A 17,421-nucleotide genomic window follows, 5' to 3' on the forward strand; every position below is an offset into this window, starting at 1 on the left:
TGCATGTTTCACGTGAAACATTTAGTACTGTTTAATGTAAAAATCTTCCTTCTGGGTCATCAATGCTTTGTCCTCTTTCTTCTTGTCTTTGTAACCGAGCAGGTGTAATAATCCGTGCACCATTACACGTTCTAATTCCGTTTCCGAAGTCCCTAATTTGTTCCCATTTTCTCTAACTCTTTCGATGGAGATAAAGATGTCGCCTTCGATTTTCTTCGGATCTTCGGAGTTATCAAACGTAACAATATCAGTCAGCGTATCGTGATTTAAGTACTCTTGGTTAATCTGTAATAAGTACTCATCTGAACAAAAAACGTAAGTCAATTCTAGGATCTTTTTCCCTTCCTGTTTCGCCACCTCGTTTAACCAGGCTTTGTGTTTTAACTTCTCTTTTAAGGAGAATGTTATGTCTTCTGTACAAAAATGAATCATGTGCGCGCTATTAAAGCGCGAATTTACGAAAAAGCATCCTCGAAATGCTCTATTTTGAAGGCTTGTGGATAAAAATTCACCGAAATGCTGTCAAAACGAATCTCTTGGTGCCATTTATGTTGGTATTGGTAAGCACAGGCGGCCCTACTTAAAAGCCTTATTTTATTTTTTGTGATTTTTTGTTCTGGGTGTCCGTGTGTATTTCTCCGCAGGGATTTTACTTCAATAAAGATGAGAAGATCCCCTTTCTTAGCAACGATGTCTACTTCTGCCCTTTTATAGCGGTAGTTTCTCGCCTCGATGGTGTAGGCGTTTTTTAGTAAATAGTCTACACTTAACTGCTCGCCTAGTTTTCCTTGTGTCATATGTTTTGCCATTCTTGTATCTTTGTTTTTTACTAAAGGTAGCGGCGTGTTTCTGCGGATGCTATCAGGTAATTGATAAAGAATGAATCAGAATAAAGAAGTCCAATTTGTTGATTTAAATCTGGTAGAATACAAGCAAGCTTGGGATCTACAGGAGACTTTATTAAATCGCATAGCGTCAGTTAAGTTAGCGAACCGGGGTCTTTCTGACGACAGAAAAGAGGTCACAGAAAACTTCCTTTTATTCTGCCAGCACCCACATGTGTATACCCTGGGTAAGAGCGGTGACGAGTCACATTTGTTATTACAAGAGTCGTTTTTGTCTACCATAGGTGCGACCTATTTTAAGACAAATCGCGGCGGAGACATTACTTACCATGGGCCTGGGCAATTAGTAGGCTACCCTATTTTGGACTTAGAGAATTTCTACACCGATATTCACTTGTATCTACGGATGCTGGAGGAAGCGATTATTAAGACCTGTGAGGGTTATGGTTTAGTCGCTGGGCGCATTGAAGGTTTGACCGGCGTGTGGATTAATCCTACACAAGAGGATACCCGAAAGATTTGTGCAATGGGCGTAAAGGCGTCACGTTGGATTAGCATGCACGGGTTTGCGTTGAACGTAAATACTGACCTAAGTTATTTCTCGCACATCGTTCCTTGCGGAATTGCGACACGAGGTGTAACGTCATTGCAACAGGAATTAGGCCAGGAAATGGATTTTCAGTCGGTTTCAGACGTGGTTAAAGGCCACTTAGTTGACTTATTTAAAATGAAATTAGTAGATGTTTCACGCGAAACATTAAATGCATAATAATTTGAGTTCCACGTGGAACGCATATAGATGGATACATTAAAGAACTTCAAGAATACTCTGTTCATAGACATCGAAACTTCGTCTGGAGTATCCGATTTTTCCCTTCTTTCGGATAAGATGAAAGAATTTTGGCTAAAAAAGGCGAAGAATTTGGTAAATCCAGCTAATATCAGCCTAGAAGAGATGTATTTTGAAAAGGCTCCTTTGTTTGCGGAATTTGGGAAGATTATTGTGGTGGGAATGGGCTTTTTGTTCGTGAATAAGCAGGGTGAGATGGCTTTAAAAGTGAAGACCATCGCGCATGCAGACGAAAAAACGCTTCTCACGGAGTTCATTTCTTTTGTAAATAAGACGTATAAGTCGAGAGAATTGACCCTCGTGGCACACAATGGGAAGGAATTTGACTTCCCTTATTTGTGCAGAAGGATGTTAATTAATGGGCTAGAGATTCCGAAATCTTTGCAATTGCAGGGGAAGAAACCATGGGAAATTATCCACCAGGATACGATGGAGATGTGGAAGTTTGGCGATCGAAGATCCTATACTTCGCTGGAATTGTTAGCGGAATTGATGGGTATTTCAGGGGCCAAAGCCGACCTTTCAGGCGACCAGGTGAACCGCGTATTTTATAAAGAAAATGGATTAGCTAGGATCAATGAGTATTGCCTAGAAGATGTCATTGTAGTGGCGCAACTCTACCTACGTTTTCACTTTTTAGATCTAGTTGCGCCAGAGAATATTGTCAAATTATAGCGGCTTTGCTGGGTTTCCGAATACACGTTTTGAAGCTGCGACATTCTCAATAACTACACTGCCCGCTCCTACCGTTGCGCTCTTACCTACCTTCACACTTCCTACGATTGTTGAGTGAATACCTACGTAGGCATTGTTCTCGATAATCGCTTCTTTACCTACTACTGAACCTGCGCCGATAGACGCGAAATCATTGATTTGTGCTCCTGTTTCGATGATGGATCCCGAGCCAATAATCACGTGATCACCTAGTTTCGTTTCAGGTAAAATCTGTGCACCGCTACCGATGAATACACCGTAAGAAAGGCTCTTCACATCGGCGATATTAGCGGATGGGTGGATCGCATTTATGGGTTTCACTTCGCGTTCCTCTAAGATCAATTCGATCATTTTCTTCCGCTCAATAGGGTTTTCCAGGGCAACAAAAACGCCGCAGTTTTTACCAATTAATTTGAAATAAGACTCATCGTCCGCTGTTCCTAAGACGGGAATTTCACCGATGCTGGTGTCCTTTTTCTTTGGATCATCATCTAAAAATCCATAGACTACGACGTCATTTTTCTCAAAGATGTGGGCTACTTCTAGGCCAAAAGGATTAACTCCAATAATTATTACAGGTAAAGATGTCATTTAGGATTGTATTTTATGCGTGTAATCGGATAATTTGAAACTTGGTTTTCCGTCTTTTAACAGGACTAATTCGGTGTAATTCTCGCCCAAGGCAATGCTCGAATCAGGTGACAAATGTAAGTCTTTCCCGTTGATTTCTGTTAATCCATAGAAAGGTGACATGTCGCCGATGTTTTCTACTACCCAGGAGTAGTGGATATTACCGTCGGTCATCGGCGTTTCAACTAGGTTGAATAAGACGTCTGCACGGACGCTTGAGCTCAATGGTGCGTCGGTTATTTTGATATCAACAATGGCTCTTTCGTTCGTAGGAAGCGCCTCGTAGTTTGCAATGGATTCAGATGCATAGCTTCCGTCTGCGATAGCACAAAAGGCATCGATTAAAAGACAGGCATTTAATTTACGTAAGGCATGTTTTTCTAAGTCCCATCCTGCCCCACCAGACTCCAATAAAACAAGTCCGTAACCGCAAGACGAGAAGGTATCGCCAAAAGCACGGGATTCGTATTCGTCCGTCCATTTTGCTATTTTTCCGGGTATAATAGGCTGGATTTGTGACAGCATGCGGTTGCAGATTTGGCCGGCGCGCAGACGTGAAGGCGTCCAGGTTCCTTCGTCATCTCCTGTGGTTGCTAGGAAGGCAATGTGAGTTTGCTCTGGGCTATTTCCTACAGAATATAAACGGTTTTGGTCGTGTAGATTAAAGGCAAAAGAAGGTTTGATTTCGTCTGCCCAGGCGGATAAAATCTGTGCCTCAACCGAGTTTTGTTTCGTTGCATCGCGGTTCATATCGATGCCTAGAGCCGTTTCGCGTTGCCATCTTTCCGCACCATCTGCATTTAAACGAGGAATGATGCGCAAAGTGATTTTCTGATGCAATTTTTGCTTCAATTCAGTAGCTAAACTCTCATATAAAGATAATAAACGAAAAATATCGGCTAAAGCTAGAGTAGCTGTGGCCTCGTCGCCGTGCATTTGGGACCAAGCGATGACTTGTATAGGACCTTCTCCCCATTTTACCTCGTGGATGGGTCTGCCCTCTTCCGTTTTTCCGAGTTCACGAACGTCGAAAAAAGAGGACCATTCGGTCATTAATTCCTGCCATAAAGCGGCTGAAAAGCGGCGCTTGTTTAGGCGATTTTCTCGGAAGGATTCGTAGTGTTCGAAGGCTTTTGTAAACATTAGTAAAATGGTTTTGGCAGATAATCTGCCCAGGTTTGATTCGAGAATATTCCTTTTTTTCCTGAGCCGAATAAGACGATCAGGGTGATAAATAAATAGCAAAACCAGGCAGAGGAACCGAAAAGTTCCATGCCTAGGAAGGTAGCAGCTAATGGAGTTTTGGCAAGACCTCCATACAAACTCACGAAGCCGATGGCTGCCGCAAGTCCTATAGGTAATCCGAACCAAGAAGCAAATCCGGATGCGGCATGAGAGCCGATCAAAAATAATGGTGTCGCTTCTCCCCCTTTAAATCCTAAACCTAAACTTAGGTTCGTGGCGAGTAATTTCCATAAGGCGAAGTCGGGAGCGACCTCCTCGAACGGTCTCAATAAAAATTCAGATCCGAGTCCGGTGCTTTCGTGAAACACTGGGATGCTTAGGACTCCGAACAAAATCAAACCTGCGAGAATCCCTTTTAGCGGACCTTGTACGGGTAATTTGTCGAACGCAGAAATTATAAACGATTCTGAGCGCTTATATAGGAAGGCAATTAGTGCTAAAAATAGGCCCATAAGCGCTAATTTCGCATAAAATTCACCTGAAAATGAAGGCAAAAAAATGGCAGGGAAAGAAAGATGTTTTGTGCCGTACACGTGGAGACTGACGTAATTCGCAAATAATGCAGCTAAAAGGCAGGCAGGTAGGTGGCGAAAATTAATTTTGCCCACTACTCCTACTTCGAGTGCAAAGAAGGCGCCGGCGAGTGGTGTCCCAAAAATCGAAGCGAAGCCAGCTGCCATTCCGGCTTTTGAAAAAAGGTCTTTCGAGAAATCCGGAGATTCAGGAATTTTCTCCCCGAGTATTCTCCCCATTGCTACCGCTACTCCTTCTCGACCGACTGAAGCTCCAGCTAAATGACTGAGCCAAGTAGCGGGGATGATGAGGTAGGCGGGAAAGGGGAAGCTTTGGAAGACTAAACCTAAAATAGGTAAGGCGTATAAATAGGATCCGTGGTGTTGAATCCAGTCGAGGCCGGCTAAAAATAGCGAAGACAGGCTCCCTGTGGCAAAGGAGAGGGCGACCAATAGGCCTAGATTCAATAGAAATGCCTTAATTCGAGCCAAAACAACAATAATTTTGTTTCAAAGGTAAGAATTATATTTTCCCTACCTTTGTAAATCATTAACAATGCCGAATCCAATGGATGAATTTTTAAGTTTGGGATTAAATCCACAGCTACAACGCGCTTGCACAGCGGTGGGTTACACGAAACCGACGCCCATTCAAGAGAAGGCGATTCCCTTATTATTGCAGGGCCACGATTTACTAGGCATCGCGCAGACGGGTACGGGTAAAACCGCGGCCTATGCGCTTCCTATTTTAATGCGTTGCAAGTATGCCCAGGGGAAGAATCCGCGGGCCTTGATTTTAGCGCCTACGCGGGAGTTAGTCATGCAGATTCACACCGTGATGATCGGTTTAGCGCAGTTTACGGACTTGCGAATTCTTGCTTTATATGGTGGATTAGGGCCAAAGCCGCAAATCCAAGCCCTCGAGGAAGGCGTCGACATCCTCGTTTCTACACCGGGTCGGTTCCTCGAATTATACCGTAAGGATGTGATCGTGGTGAAGGAATTGAAATTCTTAATTTTAGATGAAGCAGATAAGATGATGGATATGGGCTTTATGCCGCAGATTCGTCAGATTTTGGAGAAGATTCCTTATAAAAAGCGAATGAATGGCTTGTTTTCCGCGACTTTCCCAGAGAAGGTAGAGAACCTGTCGCATGAGTTTTTGGAGTTCCCGATGAAGATTGAAATCACCCCGCAGGCTACGCCGGCGAGTCAGGTGACGCAATCAGTTTACGAGGCGCCGAACTTATTAACGAAATTACACGCCCTTGCCTACTTTATGCAAAATCCTGATTTTCATAGGGTTATGGTATTTTGTCGTTCAAAAGATGCGGCAAACGACGTAGAAAAGTGGTTGTTGAAATCATTACCTAAAGACCAGGTTCGGGTGATTCACTCGAACAAAGGCCAGAACACCCGTATTAACGCAATGGCGCAATTCCGCGAAGGAAATGTGCGCGTTTTGGTGACGACGGATGTGGCGGCTCGCGGTATCGATATCCCCAAAGTTTCCCACGTGGTTAACTTCGACGTCCCGTTGATTTACGAAGATTATGTACATAGAATCGGTCGTACGGGTCGGGCGGAAGAGATAGGGGAGTCTATCACTTTTATCACCTTAGCGGAGAGTTATCACTGGGCGAAGATCGAAGATATTATTCAGCAGAAGATTGAAATTGAGCAATTGCCAGAGGGAATCAAGATCGAAGAAACGCCGTTTTTAGAGCAACAAGATATGTTACGCGCGGTCGATGATCAGCGCAAACGCGAGGATCCAGACTTTAAAGGGGCGTTCCACGATAAGAAATGGGTTATTAAGGCCAAGGCCGCGGGTAAAAAAGTGCCTCAGAAAAAGGCTGTGACGAAGGCTGGTCCGAAAGGCGGAGCCGTTCAGGGTCCTAAGCCGATTGTCCGCAATAACCGCCCAGGTAAGAATGCAAAATTCCGTCCGGGTGCCGCGTCCAATAAAAAGAAACGTTAGTTTTGTGTCTATGAAAAGAGTTCTGTTATTGTGTTTGATTTCGTTCATGGGGTATTCTCAGACGAAAAAGGAAACGGCGGCGGCGCCGCAGGCGCCGGCTACTCCGGTTCGCGAAGCGAAGTATGAGGTTTTGTATGGATCTAAACCGCTTTCGAAAGCCGATCAAAAGGAATTAAATGAGTTCGTGGCGAGCTGTGATGCCTCTTTTGGCTCGAGAGCTGAGGCCGTTGCTTTCTTTGCGGAAAGAGCCTGGGAATATGTGGCTACGGCACGCTTGGACACCGCAACTCAGAGGTTTAATTTGATTAGTGCCTTGGACCCGAATAGCGTGGATGCGTTTTGGGGTTTAGGTGTTATATCTTTCCAAAGAGGGGATAATGATTTAGCTATTCGTCTGTTAAACAAAGGATTAGAAATAGATTCGACGCAGTCAATGATGCGCGTTGATTACGCGATTGTGAAGTTGGATTGCTATCAGAAGGGTATGGATTGTGGAACATTGGACGAAGTTGAAACTGAATTGAAGCATGCCTTAGCGCAGGATCCAAAGAACGCGAATGCCTGGATGAAGCGTTGTCAGGTGGCGTATTATAAAGAGAACTACGAGTTAGCGTGGACCTATTTCCACGAAGCTCGCATGGCAGATATTTTGCAATTGGACTTGAATTTTGGGTCATTGTTAGCGGCGAAAATGCCAGACCCGAAAGGCATCTTTAAATAGTGTAGCGATGGGTATGCGTTCCTTTTTTGCCAAACCTCTAGCGGCCCGTGTCGTTAAAAAGTACCGCTTAAGTCAAGAGCAGGCCTTCGAGCGCCAAGACTTTTGGTTGAAGCAAATGGTAGCAAAAGCGGAGAAAACCCTCTTCGGCCGCGGCCATTCTTTCGCTAAAATCAAGAACTACCTCGACTACCGCTCGAATGTGCCCATCTTCGAATACGAAGACATTAAGCCCTATATTGATGAAGTGGTGGCAGGCAAGGAAGACATTCTTTGGCCAGGAAAACCGGCCTATTTCGCCAAAACCTCCGGCACTACCTCCGGCGTCAAATACATCCCGATTTCATCGGAATCCATGCCTTTTCACATTACTGCCGCTCGCGATGCGCTTTTGCATTACGTGCATTACAGTGGAAATGCCTCGTTTTTAGACCGCAAATTGATCTTTTTAAGCGGCTCACCAGAGATGTCAGAGACTAATGGTGTGCCCACTGGCCGCCTGTCTGGAATCGTGAATCACCATGTTCCAGGGTATCTGCGCGGCAACCAAATGCCTTCCTATAAGACGAATTGCATCGAAGACTGGGAGCAAAAGCTCGAGGCCATCGTGCAGGAAACGATTTCGAAGCGAATGGGTTTGATTTCGGGTATTCCGCCTTGGGTGCAGATGTATTTTGATCGGTTAGAAGAATTATCAGGCCAAAAAATAGGTGACCTCTTCCCCGATTTCCAAGTCTTCGTCACTGGCGGCGTGAACTTTGAGCCGTATCGCGAGAAACTGATGGCCTCGATAGGCCGAGAAATCGACGTAGTGGAGACTTATCCGGCTTCAGAAGGGTTCATAGCGTTTCAAGACTCTTCGGGCGAACCAGGGCTATTATTGAACGTAGACGGCGGCATCTTCTTTGAGTTTGTGCCTACGGATACGTATTTTGGTGCTAATCCGGTCCGCTTGAGCCTCACGGAGGTTTCTTTAGGTGTTAATTATGCGCTCTTATTGACGACGAATGCGGGCCTTTGGTCTTATTCCATCGGCGATACCGTGAAGTTTGTCTCTTTAAATCCTTACCGCATTGTGGTGACGGGCCGAATTAAGCACTTTATTTCGGCTTTTGGCGAGCACGTGATTGCAGAGGAAGTCGAAAAGGCTTTAGCTGCCGGCCTCGCCGCTTGTCCCGAAGCTCGTGTAGTTGAATTTACCGTGGCACCTCAAGTAGCTCCCTCGTCTGGTTTACCTTATCATGAGTGGTTAGTGGAATTTTCTTCACCACCTGCGTCTTTTGAGGCTTTTCAAGCGGCAGTAGATGCCTCGATGTGCGCCCAAAATATCTATTACCGCGACCTAATCACCGGGTCCATCTTGCAGCCTTTAGTTCTTACCTCATTACCATCAGGCGCATTTATCTCGTACATGAAGTCTCAGGGTAAATTAGGGGGCCAAAACAAAGTTCCCCGCCTCTCCAATGATCGGGTGCTGGCGGAAGGCGTCCTACGGCCTAGTCACGACTTTGTCGTTTAGTCGCCACTTCGTGGCTTAGTCATCGCTTCGCGATTTAGTCTATTATGTCGATTAGAGAGCCAGAGGGCATTATTGTGTGAAATAAACGTCGAGGTATTCAGAGGGCTTTTCAGGTATTGACAGAATGTGTCAATAAGCTAAAATGGACGTTAGTTCGTAGAATTGTTTGACTGATATTTTTGGTCATAAAAAAAGCCTGAATAACAGGCTTTAAACTAAATTATTGCCTATTTCATAAGCAAATTCAGGTGAGATATCATAATCCCAACGCTGTCCGGAATCATCTTTAGGGGATAAAATGATTTTTTTCCATTTTAATTCACCCATTTCTCCGATCACCGCTTTTTCAAAGATAGAATGGTCTTTTAATTGATCAATTCCATTTAAATGCTGGTGATTTAATAGGAGTGGGAGTACTTCAATTCGCTTTAATTCTCCTGTATTGAATAGGCAGTCAACATAATAGGGAGCAACTTCGATTATTCTATCTATGCGTATCATTATTGAAGTGGTTTAATACTGTGAAAGCTTTTGCTATCCCACATGGTGATTAATTCTAATGTATGAATTTCTGCCCATGCTTGTACTAGCTTTAGTTTATTGTTTGGCAAACTTCCAGTCAAAATTGAGCCATTTATTAGTGGTTATTTTTACAAAGCACCACTAATAAAAGAAAGAATGAATCCTATCAGGTTATTGATAATCGAAATGAGGCTAATGACAGTATGTGTCAATACCCCAAATGTGGCTTGCGTGTCTTGAAGTTTATTTCAATAAGTGCCCACTGTTTGGCCTAAAACAATTTTACAATTTAAAGGTTAAATCGTGACATATATGTGAGTATTTAACACGTACATTTACCTTATAATAAAAAACAGAACTATGATAAAAGTACATGGATATGGGGCGGTGAATCCGCAGGCACCAGTGGCGCCGATTGATTTTGAGAGACGTGATGTAGGGCCAAAAGACGTAAAAATCGACATTCTTTATTGTGGCGTTTGCCATTCAGATATTCACATGGTGCGCTCCGAGTGGGGTCCTTCGGTTTATCCGATTGTTCCTGGCCACGAAATTGTGGGAACGGTTACGGAGGTGGGTTCGGAAGTGACGAAATTCAAAGTGGGAGACCTGGCTGGTGTGGGTGTTTTTGTGGATTCTTGCCGCGAGTGTCCGTCATGTAAAAAAGGGCAGGAGCAGTATTGTGACGAGGAGATGACACCTACGTATAATGGGTATTATAGGGATGGGGTGACGCAGACTTTTGGCGGATATTCTTCGACTTATGTGATCGATGAGGCTTATACTTTGCATATTCCATTCACGAAAGAGCTTGAGCGTGTTGCTCCGCTTCTTTGCGCGGGGATCACTACTTATTCCCCTTTGCGCTATGCAGGCGTGGGTAAAGGTCACAAAGTGGCGGTTTTAGGTCTAGGTGGTTTAGGCCATATGGCGGTGAAATTTGCGGCCTCTTTTGGTGCTGAAGTGACGATGTTAAGTACGTCGCCATCGAAGGAGCAGGATGCCAAAGCCTTAGGCGCACACCACTTCGCTCTATCGACAGACCCGGCGACGATGGATTCCTTGAAAGGTTCGTTTGACTTTATTCTGAACACAGTGGCAGCGTCACATGATTTGAATAAGTTTTTGGGACTTTTGAAGGTAGAAGGCAAGATGCTTTTGGTGGGAATTCCTCCTGAGGCGGCTCAAGTGTATGCGGCTACGTTGATTTCCAAAAGACGTTCCATCATCGGTTCCATGATCGGTGGCATCGAAGAAACACAAGAAATGCTAAATTACTGCGCAGAACACAACATCCTTTCAGACGTCGAAATGATTGACATGAAAGACGTGAATGAGGCTTACGAGCGTGTCATCAAGTCAGATGTGAAGTACCGTTTTGTGATTGATATGAAGACGTTGTAGTCGCGGCTGAGCCGCTAGTCACGCCTACGGCGTTTAGTCATCGCTTCGCGATTTAGTCGTCACTTCGTGACTTGGTCAAAAAGTCGCCTGCGGCTTATAAACGCATTATTGGGCGAAATAAAAGACAAAGTATGAAAGTCGATTTTCAGGTGTTGACAGATTTTGTCAATATGGGGAAGTCGACTTTTTTGTTTAGCCAATCTGTGGATTGGGTCGAGTGCTTCTGTAAATTAAATTTTACCTTAAAAACAAATTCAGGTATTGACAAGATCTGTCAATACCTGAAAAGCTCTCTGAGTACCGCGAGGTTTATTTCACTACATAGTGCCAATGGAGCCAGCAAGCGACTTTTAGACCAAGTCACGAAGTGACGACTAAATCGCGAAGCGATGACTAAGTCCGCAGGACGACTAAGCGGCTACGCCGCGACTAGCCGCGCGGCCTTGGCTTCATCTTTAAGCTATCTGCTGGATAAGTGGCTTTCAACATTGCCATTTGTGATTTCGCCCAGCTGATGATTTTAGCACGATCTGCCTCTGTTAATTTGGCATTACTATGTAATCCAAAATACGTATAAGACGGCATAGGCATCTCTTCAGATTCGACCTGTTCTACTACCTCTTCTAATTTATGGTTCTGTACTGCGATAGGCAATTTCGTGAACGTCGCAAAGTTCAAGTGCTTCTTGCCATCATTCACGTGGTGATCCAGCCAAAAGCCCACCGGCTGTACCGAACTGTACCAAGGGTAAGTGGATTTATTCGAGTGGCAATCGTTACACGCGTTCTCTAAAAGGACTTTTACGTCCGCAGGAACTTCGTATTTTGTTTCGATGGCGTATGCGTTATCGTTCGATAGATTCTTTTCTGTGGGAACGAATTGGATGGCGATTAATACGATGATTAATCCGACGATGATTTTGTTTTTCATGGTTTACAGGGTTGTTATTTGTAAACGCAAGGTATCAATTTATTGTCTCGAATTCACCCTTTTCTAGGTTCTTACGGACGTTATTCGTCGCAAAAATCTTCCCATTCATCGAAATGTAGACGCCGGGCTCTAGAATTTGGAGGAATGCCAAAGCACTTCCCAGATTAAACATCCCATCAGAGCTACCAAATTTATAGGGAATCATGGCGCCGGTGAGGACGATGGTTTTAGCCAAATTCTGCGCGGCTAAATACTGAGCTGTTTGGACCATCGTATCAGTCCCATGCGTAATTAAGATGCGATCAGCCGAGGCAGAGGAGCAGGCAGAAGAAATCAATTGTCGATCCGTGTCATCAAACTCCAAGCTGTCTTTCATCAACAAAGTATCGATGGAAACCTCAAGTCTGCTGCGGCCTTTTTCGAGCATCTCAGGAAGGTGTGTGTCTTTGAAAAACAAGGACCCATTTAGCTCGTTGTATTCTTTGTCAAAAGTCCCGCCGGTTACGAAGATTTGGATCATATTAATCTTGCAAAAATTCCTCACTCACCTTAAAATACTGCTTGTTCAGTCGATACACTTTCAGGCGTGAATCGGTATCTGATTTCTTGAAAATAATGAAATTCATATCGACTTGCAGGATGGCTTTTAGCTTCAAATTAAGCTGATTTAAGACATCGTTTTTCATGCGAATGTTATGCGAAAAGTGAACCCCCTTTTGTTCAATTAATCCCAATAATTCGGAGTTCGGAACATCATCAAATTTTAATAAGAACCGTAGTACTTTTAATTCGTTTTCATCGAAATTAATGGCCGCATTGCCCAGGTATAAAACGCCGTCTTTGTCTTTGATAAAACGGGCTTTTGAAGGGCGGTATTTAAGGAATAAATAAATGCCTGATGACACGATTAAAATAGCTAGCAATCCTAAAACATAGGGGGAATATTCTTTCCAAAAATCCCGTTCAATAAAGGATTCTTTTAAAATGGATTTGCCTAAAAATTGATCAATGGGAAGAGATACTAATTCGATGTCACCATTCGCGTGGTTATTGGCAAAATAATAGATATACCCATTTTCTACAAATGGCTTGAGTTGTGGAGAAATTTTAGACGAAACCGCCTCATTTTCAAATATTTCGTAGGTATAGTTCTTAAAATTCACTCGAACAATTCTGCGTTCATCATTAAAGGCGATGTAGTAATTTTCGTACTGAAAATTTTGCGGATTGTTCCCAAAAAAGAGGGTGGTTTTCCCTTTATTTTCCCAGGTTTTTGTTGTTAAATTAAACTGCCATATCTCCTGACTTCGTTCAAACTTGAGGTTATCGAATGGATTTATAATAATGCCATTGAAATAGGTAATTTCATCTCCATTGATGTACTGGTTTACATCAAACATTCCGGGAGGAACTTTATCGCCTTGAACGGGAGAATAACTTTCCCATTCTTTGGAATTAATATCGAAGTAAGTAAAGAAATTTCTAGCGGACCAAAAGCCATAACCCCCGAACCGAAATATGCGATTATCATACACAAATTGTTGGGCATTAATCTGCATTTTATGTTCGAAGGAATGATCAATTCGAACTAATTCATTTCCCCTAATTTCGTAAACAAGTCCGCCTAAATTTAAGGTGATAAAAATCTTTTTATCAATCCGATTTATCGTAAAAGAGGAGGGGGTGAATTTCTTGTAAAAGGTACTGTCGCTAAACTTAAAATAGATGGGCTCCGATATAGTTAATTCGGGCACCTTGATGGTTCTATAATGGGTCTTCTCCAGTAAATAAATGTAGGGCTTTGAATAAAAGATATTCGCCTCCCCTAAGTAGGATAAACGCAATGGTTCAGCTTGGGTTAGAAAGCTGGACAACAGCAAGATTAAGAGGAGGAATTTTTTCATTTAGTTCAAAACGCAGAACTAAAATTAAGCTATTTTTTCCAAATATTGGCTAGGCGTCATGCCCGTTTCTGCTTGCCTAAAGTGTTTTCTGGGTTTAATAATAATGTATTTGCTAAATTTGCCCCCATGAAATTAACCCTATCCTCCTTCATCGCCATCTTGGCCAGCTTGCTTTACCTGATTGTCTATTTCATTCCGGACATGGGTGCATCGGACGTGATGGGCGCGCAGTGGTTGTATGCGAGTAGCTTGAGTTTAGTGTTGGTTGGATTCATCGGTATTCGCTACAAGGAATACGCGGAGGCGATTAGTCAGGTATTTGCCTACAAGTTTACGCTGGTGTTTTCGTTGCTGCTTTTTTGGGCGATTGGGTCTTACTTTTATGCGATAAATCCGACGGAAACCCTGGTGACTTTGGCCCGTCTGATTACGACCTATTTTGTTTTCATTAACCTGTCTATTCTGTTTTATCAGCAGGACCGCGCTGTTTTATTTACGGGGATTGCCTACGGAATTACGCTCTTATTATTCTTTGATGCGGTCTATATTCTGAAGACTTTTTCGACGAATCTGCGCACGATGAATTTAGATGCCGCGATCCTTGGCATTAATAAATACCACGGGAATAAGAACGTGACGGCGGCTAGTTTGCTCATCATGATCCCGTTTGCGATGTATGTGCTTATGTCTTCCAAATGGTTAGGCCGAATCGCTGGGATTATCGCTTTATTCCTAGGCGTTTTTGCGCTCTTTTTATTGAACACACGTTCGACCTATGTGGGCTTTGCGCTGATCACGGTGTTGTTTTTTGTGGGGCTTATTTGGCAAAATAAAGCTGCTTTAAAATCCGCACTTTTATTCTTCTTACTCCCGGCTTTAGTAGCGATTTTCGTGTCGAACGCTCGCTTGAAATTAGCAGTCGCGGGGCAAGAGACCGAGACGGGTTATGGCACAGTAACGAAGCGTATCGGCGATATCAACATCGCCAGCGAGCAGAATTCGCGTATTCACTTATGGGGAACGGCATTGGATTATTCGATTCACCATCCCATTCTAGGGGCCGGTTACGGTAACTGGAAATTAGCTTCGATTCCTTACGAGCGTGAAGTGGCGAACGAGCTTTTTGTGCCGTATCATGCGCACAACGATTTCATCGAAATGTTTGCGGATTTAGGGCTTTTAGGTGGTCTGTGTTTTGCAGGCATGTTCTTGCTATTGTTGTATTATACATTTGAGTTTTTGCGCACAAAACGTGGCGATCCGCTGATGGTGATCATCGCCTTTTTAGCGGTGACATGCTATGGGGTGGATGCGCTTTTGAACTTCCCAGCAGAGCGGACGGCGATGCAGTCGATGCTGTCGTTAGCGGCGGCTTTGGTGTTGATTCCCTTGGACAAGTCGGCGCGGAATTTCAATGCAATGCCAGTCATTTACTTACTCTTAGGCGTCGCCCTTTTAGTCCCGTCCATCTACGTGGCGAACGAGACTTTTGAGTCCTTAAAGATCCAAAAATTCGTGATGGGTGAGGTGAACGCCGACCCGAAGATGGCGACGGTTGATGTGGAGAAGCTGCCTGATATTCCTAATTTGTCCTCGTCGACATTACCGATGAAGGCGATGATGGCGCGTTATTATATACGCGATAAGCGATTTGATGATGCACTTCGGGTCTTGAAAGAAAGTGAAAACGATAATCCTTTCTTGCATTATAACGACTTCTTGCGCACATCGATTTATGCCTCCTTGAACAAGATGGATTCGGCACATTATTATGCCAAACGTGCCTTCGACGCCTGGCCGCGCGCATCTAGTTATTACAAGAATATGATTTTCACTTCGGCTAAATTGAAAGACACAAACGAGATAAAGCGCGCTTTGCAGGTTTCTTTGGACGTAAATAACAATAATGCCCTGACCTGGAATCAATACATGTTGGGCATGTTTGAGGTGAAACAAGGGGCGGACAATGGGCTATTAGCTACTTTGGAAAAGACATTGAAAAAATTTCCAGGGGATACTGCTATCTTGAATTCTACGGCCAACCTGCTGCGTGGTGGAAGCCGAGATTTACGCGGCTTGACAGCGAAAGGGAATAGCCTTTTTGTGAAAGGAAAGTACCTCCAAGCTGCTGCGATTTATACGGAACTTTCGAAGCAAGATCCCGGGAATTTCTCTCACCTAGAGAACGTGGGAATCTGCTATTATGCGGGCAAACGTTTTGCGGAAAGTTTGTTCTATTTTGCCAAATCCGAACAACACCCCGGAAACAATACCGGCAAATCTGCGTACTTTGCGGGCATGTCCCAGATTTCAACAGGTAAGAAGGCGGAGGCATGCGCTAGTTTCGCACGAGCAAAAGCAAAAGGGTACCCGGATGCAGCCGCGGCGATTGCACAATATTGTAAATAAGAAAAATGAAGAAATTACTACTCGGGCTATTGTTCTTAAGCGGGACTTTGGCAGCACAAGAAAACGATAAATCCCTGGTCATCATTGGTGGTCCTACCGATTTATGGACGAATAACCGCGGAACGGCAAAGGACGAATTCAATGCCTTCACGAACTTAGGCGTTCAATTCTCGAAGCGCAAAACGGCGAGCATGGATGTCGTTTATACAGGTTTGACAGGATTCAAGGGCGATTTCTTTAGCCCAGGCGAGTGGAATGGCAAATTTCTATCTGCTAATGCGAGCATGCGTTACTTCTTCATTCCACGTAAGAAAACATCGGTATTAAAACCATTCTTCCAAATAGGCGCCGAGGCTTTTGCCCGTCGCGATTATGGTTTCCCAGGTAATGCCTATGAATTAAGTGCAGCCGGTGGAATTGGTATTGATGTGAAATTATCGAAAAGACTTTCCATCATCGCTCAGTCTAACTTAGCGATTCCGATGGCACAGTCGACAGAGGCAGGAGTTAAAATAGCTTCCGTGAGAGGGTCTAATAATAGCACGTCTTTTGGCCTAGTTTATCATTTCGGATGGAAGGCAGCGAAGAAGAAAATGGATGAGGTGGCTGCTAAGTTAGCGGAAGAAGCAGCGGCGAAAGCGGCAGCGGAGGCAGCAGAGCAAGATCGCTTAGCTAAAATTGCAGCTGACAAGAAGGCGGCAGAAGAGGCAAAAGCTAGAGCAGAAGCGGTGGCGAAAGCTGAGGCAGAAGCCAAAGTGAAAGCAGAGGCAGTTGCGAAGGCAGAGGCGGAAGCGAAGGCAGCGGCTCAATTGAAGTTAGATCAAGAAGCGATGGCTGAAACGACGATTCTTTACATGAATAATAAGTGGGAATTAACGGAAGAGTCCGTGGCGAAATTAAAAATGGTAGCCTCAGCGCTAATCGCTCGTCCGGATATTAAAGTTCGGGTAGACGGTCATTCCGATGCTTTTGGAACCTCTAAAAATAATTTAAAGGCATCTCGCTTCAGAGCACAAGGGGCGGCGAATTTCTTAATGAAGCAAGGTGTTGAATCTGCGCGTTTACAAGTGAATGCGTATGGTGAAGATAAGCCGGCGGCATCGAATAAAACGAAGGAGGGCATGGCTCTAAACCGTCGCATTGAAATTAGAATAATCAAATAATAAATTTCAATTTTTAAAGCCTATATTTAGGGTTTAAAATCAATCATTGAAATTTATTATATGGGATCAGCGAGC

Annotated in this window: 18 protein-coding genes; 8 read left to right on the top strand and 10 right to left on the bottom strand. The window is 44.0% G+C overall.

From position 1 onward, the window contains the following. Positions 1 to 21: 21 nt before the first annotated feature. Entirely contained in the window at positions 22 to 432 is a 411-nt protein-coding gene (ybeY, locus tag V7S74_RS06490) for an rRNA maturation RNase YbeY (protein WP_406777963.1), read from the bottom strand. A gap of 23 nt (positions 433 to 455) precedes the next feature. Continuing rightward, positions 456 to 809, bottom strand: coding sequence for a YraN family protein (locus V7S74_RS06495; RefSeq protein ID WP_406777964.1), 354 nt, complete (start codon positions 807 to 809; stop codon positions 456 to 458). A gap of 70 nt (positions 810 to 879) precedes the next feature. Here V7S74_RS06495 and lipB point away from each other — a divergent pair, with 70 nt between their 5' ends. After that, entirely contained in the window at positions 880 to 1,614 is a 735-nt protein-coding gene (lipB, locus tag V7S74_RS06500) for a lipoyl(octanoyl) transferase LipB (protein ID WP_406777965.1), read from the top strand. Between the two features lie 30 nt (positions 1,615 to 1,644). Further along, complete coding sequence (locus V7S74_RS06505) at positions 1,645 to 2,370, top strand: 3'-5' exonuclease (RefSeq protein WP_406777966.1); 726 nt, start codon at positions 1,645 to 1,647, stop codon at positions 2,368 to 2,370. Here V7S74_RS06505 and V7S74_RS06510 read toward each other — a convergent pair. The 3 genes from V7S74_RS06510 to V7S74_RS06520 are packed head-to-tail and all read right to left on the bottom strand — an operon-like array spanning position 2,365 to position 5,288. Continuing rightward, a complete protein-coding gene (locus tag V7S74_RS06510) occupies positions 2,365 to 3,000 on the bottom strand; it encodes a PglD-related sugar-binding protein (RefSeq protein WP_406777967.1) in 636 nt (211 codons plus the stop codon). The two genes, V7S74_RS06505 and V7S74_RS06510, sit on opposite strands and share 6 nt — an antisense overlap. Next, complete coding sequence (locus tag V7S74_RS06515) at positions 3,001 to 4,182, bottom strand: M14 family zinc carboxypeptidase (RefSeq protein WP_406777968.1); 1,182 nt, start codon at positions 4,180 to 4,182, stop codon at positions 3,001 to 3,003. Further along, on the bottom strand, positions 4,182 to 5,288 hold the full coding sequence (locus V7S74_RS06520; protein WP_406777969.1) for a chloride channel protein: 1,107 nt from the start codon (positions 5,286 to 5,288) through the stop codon (positions 4,182 to 4,184). The genes V7S74_RS06515 and V7S74_RS06520 overlap by 1 nt, the downstream gene beginning before the upstream one ends. A gap of 64 nt (positions 5,289 to 5,352) precedes the next feature. Between V7S74_RS06520 and V7S74_RS06525 the strand changes: the two genes are divergently transcribed. The 3 genes from V7S74_RS06525 to V7S74_RS06535 are packed head-to-tail and all read left to right on the top strand — an operon-like array spanning position 5,353 to position 9,014. Continuing rightward, positions 5,353 to 6,777, top strand: coding sequence for a DEAD/DEAH box helicase (locus V7S74_RS06525; RefSeq protein ID WP_463672921.1), 1,425 nt, complete (start codon positions 5,353 to 5,355; stop codon positions 6,775 to 6,777). Positions 6,778 to 6,787: 10 nt separating this feature from the next. After that, a complete protein-coding gene (locus V7S74_RS06530; protein WP_406777971.1) occupies positions 6,788 to 7,498 on the top strand; it encodes a tetratricopeptide repeat protein in 711 nt (236 codons plus the stop codon). Positions 7,499 to 7,505: 7 nt separating this feature from the next. Further along, positions 7,506 to 9,014 (top strand): GH3 auxin-responsive promoter family protein, encoded by a 1,509-nt coding sequence (locus tag V7S74_RS06535; RefSeq protein ID WP_406777972.1) that lies wholly within the window; start codon positions 7,506 to 7,508, stop codon positions 9,012 to 9,014. Positions 9,015 to 9,224: 210 nt separating this feature from the next. Here V7S74_RS06535 and V7S74_RS06540 read toward each other — a convergent pair whose 3' ends face one another. Then, the gene (locus V7S74_RS06540; protein WP_406777973.1) at positions 9,225 to 9,515 is read right to left on the bottom strand and encodes a hypothetical protein; all 291 of its coding nucleotides are present in this window, start codon (positions 9,513 to 9,515) and stop codon (positions 9,225 to 9,227) included. Further along, the gene (locus tag V7S74_RS06545; protein ID WP_406777974.1) at positions 9,515 to 9,637 is read right to left on the bottom strand and encodes a DUF4160 domain-containing protein; all 123 of its coding nucleotides are present in this window, start codon (positions 9,635 to 9,637) and stop codon (positions 9,515 to 9,517) included. The genes V7S74_RS06540 and V7S74_RS06545 overlap by 1 nt, the downstream gene beginning before the upstream one ends. A gap of 259 nt (positions 9,638 to 9,896) precedes the next feature. Here V7S74_RS06545 and V7S74_RS06550 point away from each other — a divergent pair, with 259 nt between their 5' ends. Further along, a complete protein-coding gene (locus tag V7S74_RS06550; protein ID WP_406777975.1) occupies positions 9,897 to 10,940 on the top strand; it encodes an NAD(P)-dependent alcohol dehydrogenase in 1,044 nt (347 codons plus the stop codon). Between the two features lie 429 nt (positions 10,941 to 11,369). Here V7S74_RS06550 and V7S74_RS06555 read toward each other — a convergent pair whose 3' ends face one another. From V7S74_RS06555 to V7S74_RS06565, 3 genes are read right to left on the bottom strand one after another with little or no spacing between them, the layout of a single operon-like run. Then, entirely contained in the window at positions 11,370 to 11,870 is a 501-nt protein-coding gene (locus tag V7S74_RS06555) for a heme-binding domain-containing protein (RefSeq protein ID WP_406777976.1), read from the bottom strand. Between the two features lie 34 nt (positions 11,871 to 11,904). Then, a complete protein-coding gene (locus V7S74_RS06560) occupies positions 11,905 to 12,390 on the bottom strand; it encodes an asparaginase domain-containing protein (protein WP_406777977.1) in 486 nt (161 codons plus the stop codon). Between the two features lies 1 nt (position 12,391). Next, on the bottom strand, positions 12,392 to 13,774 hold the full coding sequence (locus V7S74_RS06565) for a hypothetical protein (RefSeq protein WP_406777978.1): 1,383 nt from the start codon (positions 13,772 to 13,774) through the stop codon (positions 12,392 to 12,394). A gap of 126 nt (positions 13,775 to 13,900) precedes the next feature. On the opposite strand from V7S74_RS06565, the gene V7S74_RS06570 reads away from it, so the two are divergent. Next, positions 13,901 to 16,183, top strand: coding sequence for an O-antigen ligase family protein (locus V7S74_RS06570; RefSeq protein ID WP_406777979.1), 2,283 nt, complete (start codon positions 13,901 to 13,903; stop codon positions 16,181 to 16,183). Positions 16,184 to 16,188: 5 nt separating this feature from the next. After that, complete coding sequence (locus tag V7S74_RS06575; RefSeq protein ID WP_406777980.1) at positions 16,189 to 17,346, top strand: OmpA family protein; 1,158 nt, start codon at positions 16,189 to 16,191, stop codon at positions 17,344 to 17,346. Positions 17,347 to 17,421: the final 75 nt, after the last annotated feature.

It is taken from the genome of Aquirufa novilacunae (genome assembly GCF_045310505.1).
GTDB classification, from domain to species: domain Bacteria; phylum Bacteroidota; class Bacteroidia; order Cytophagales; family Spirosomataceae; genus Aquirufa; species Aquirufa novilacunae.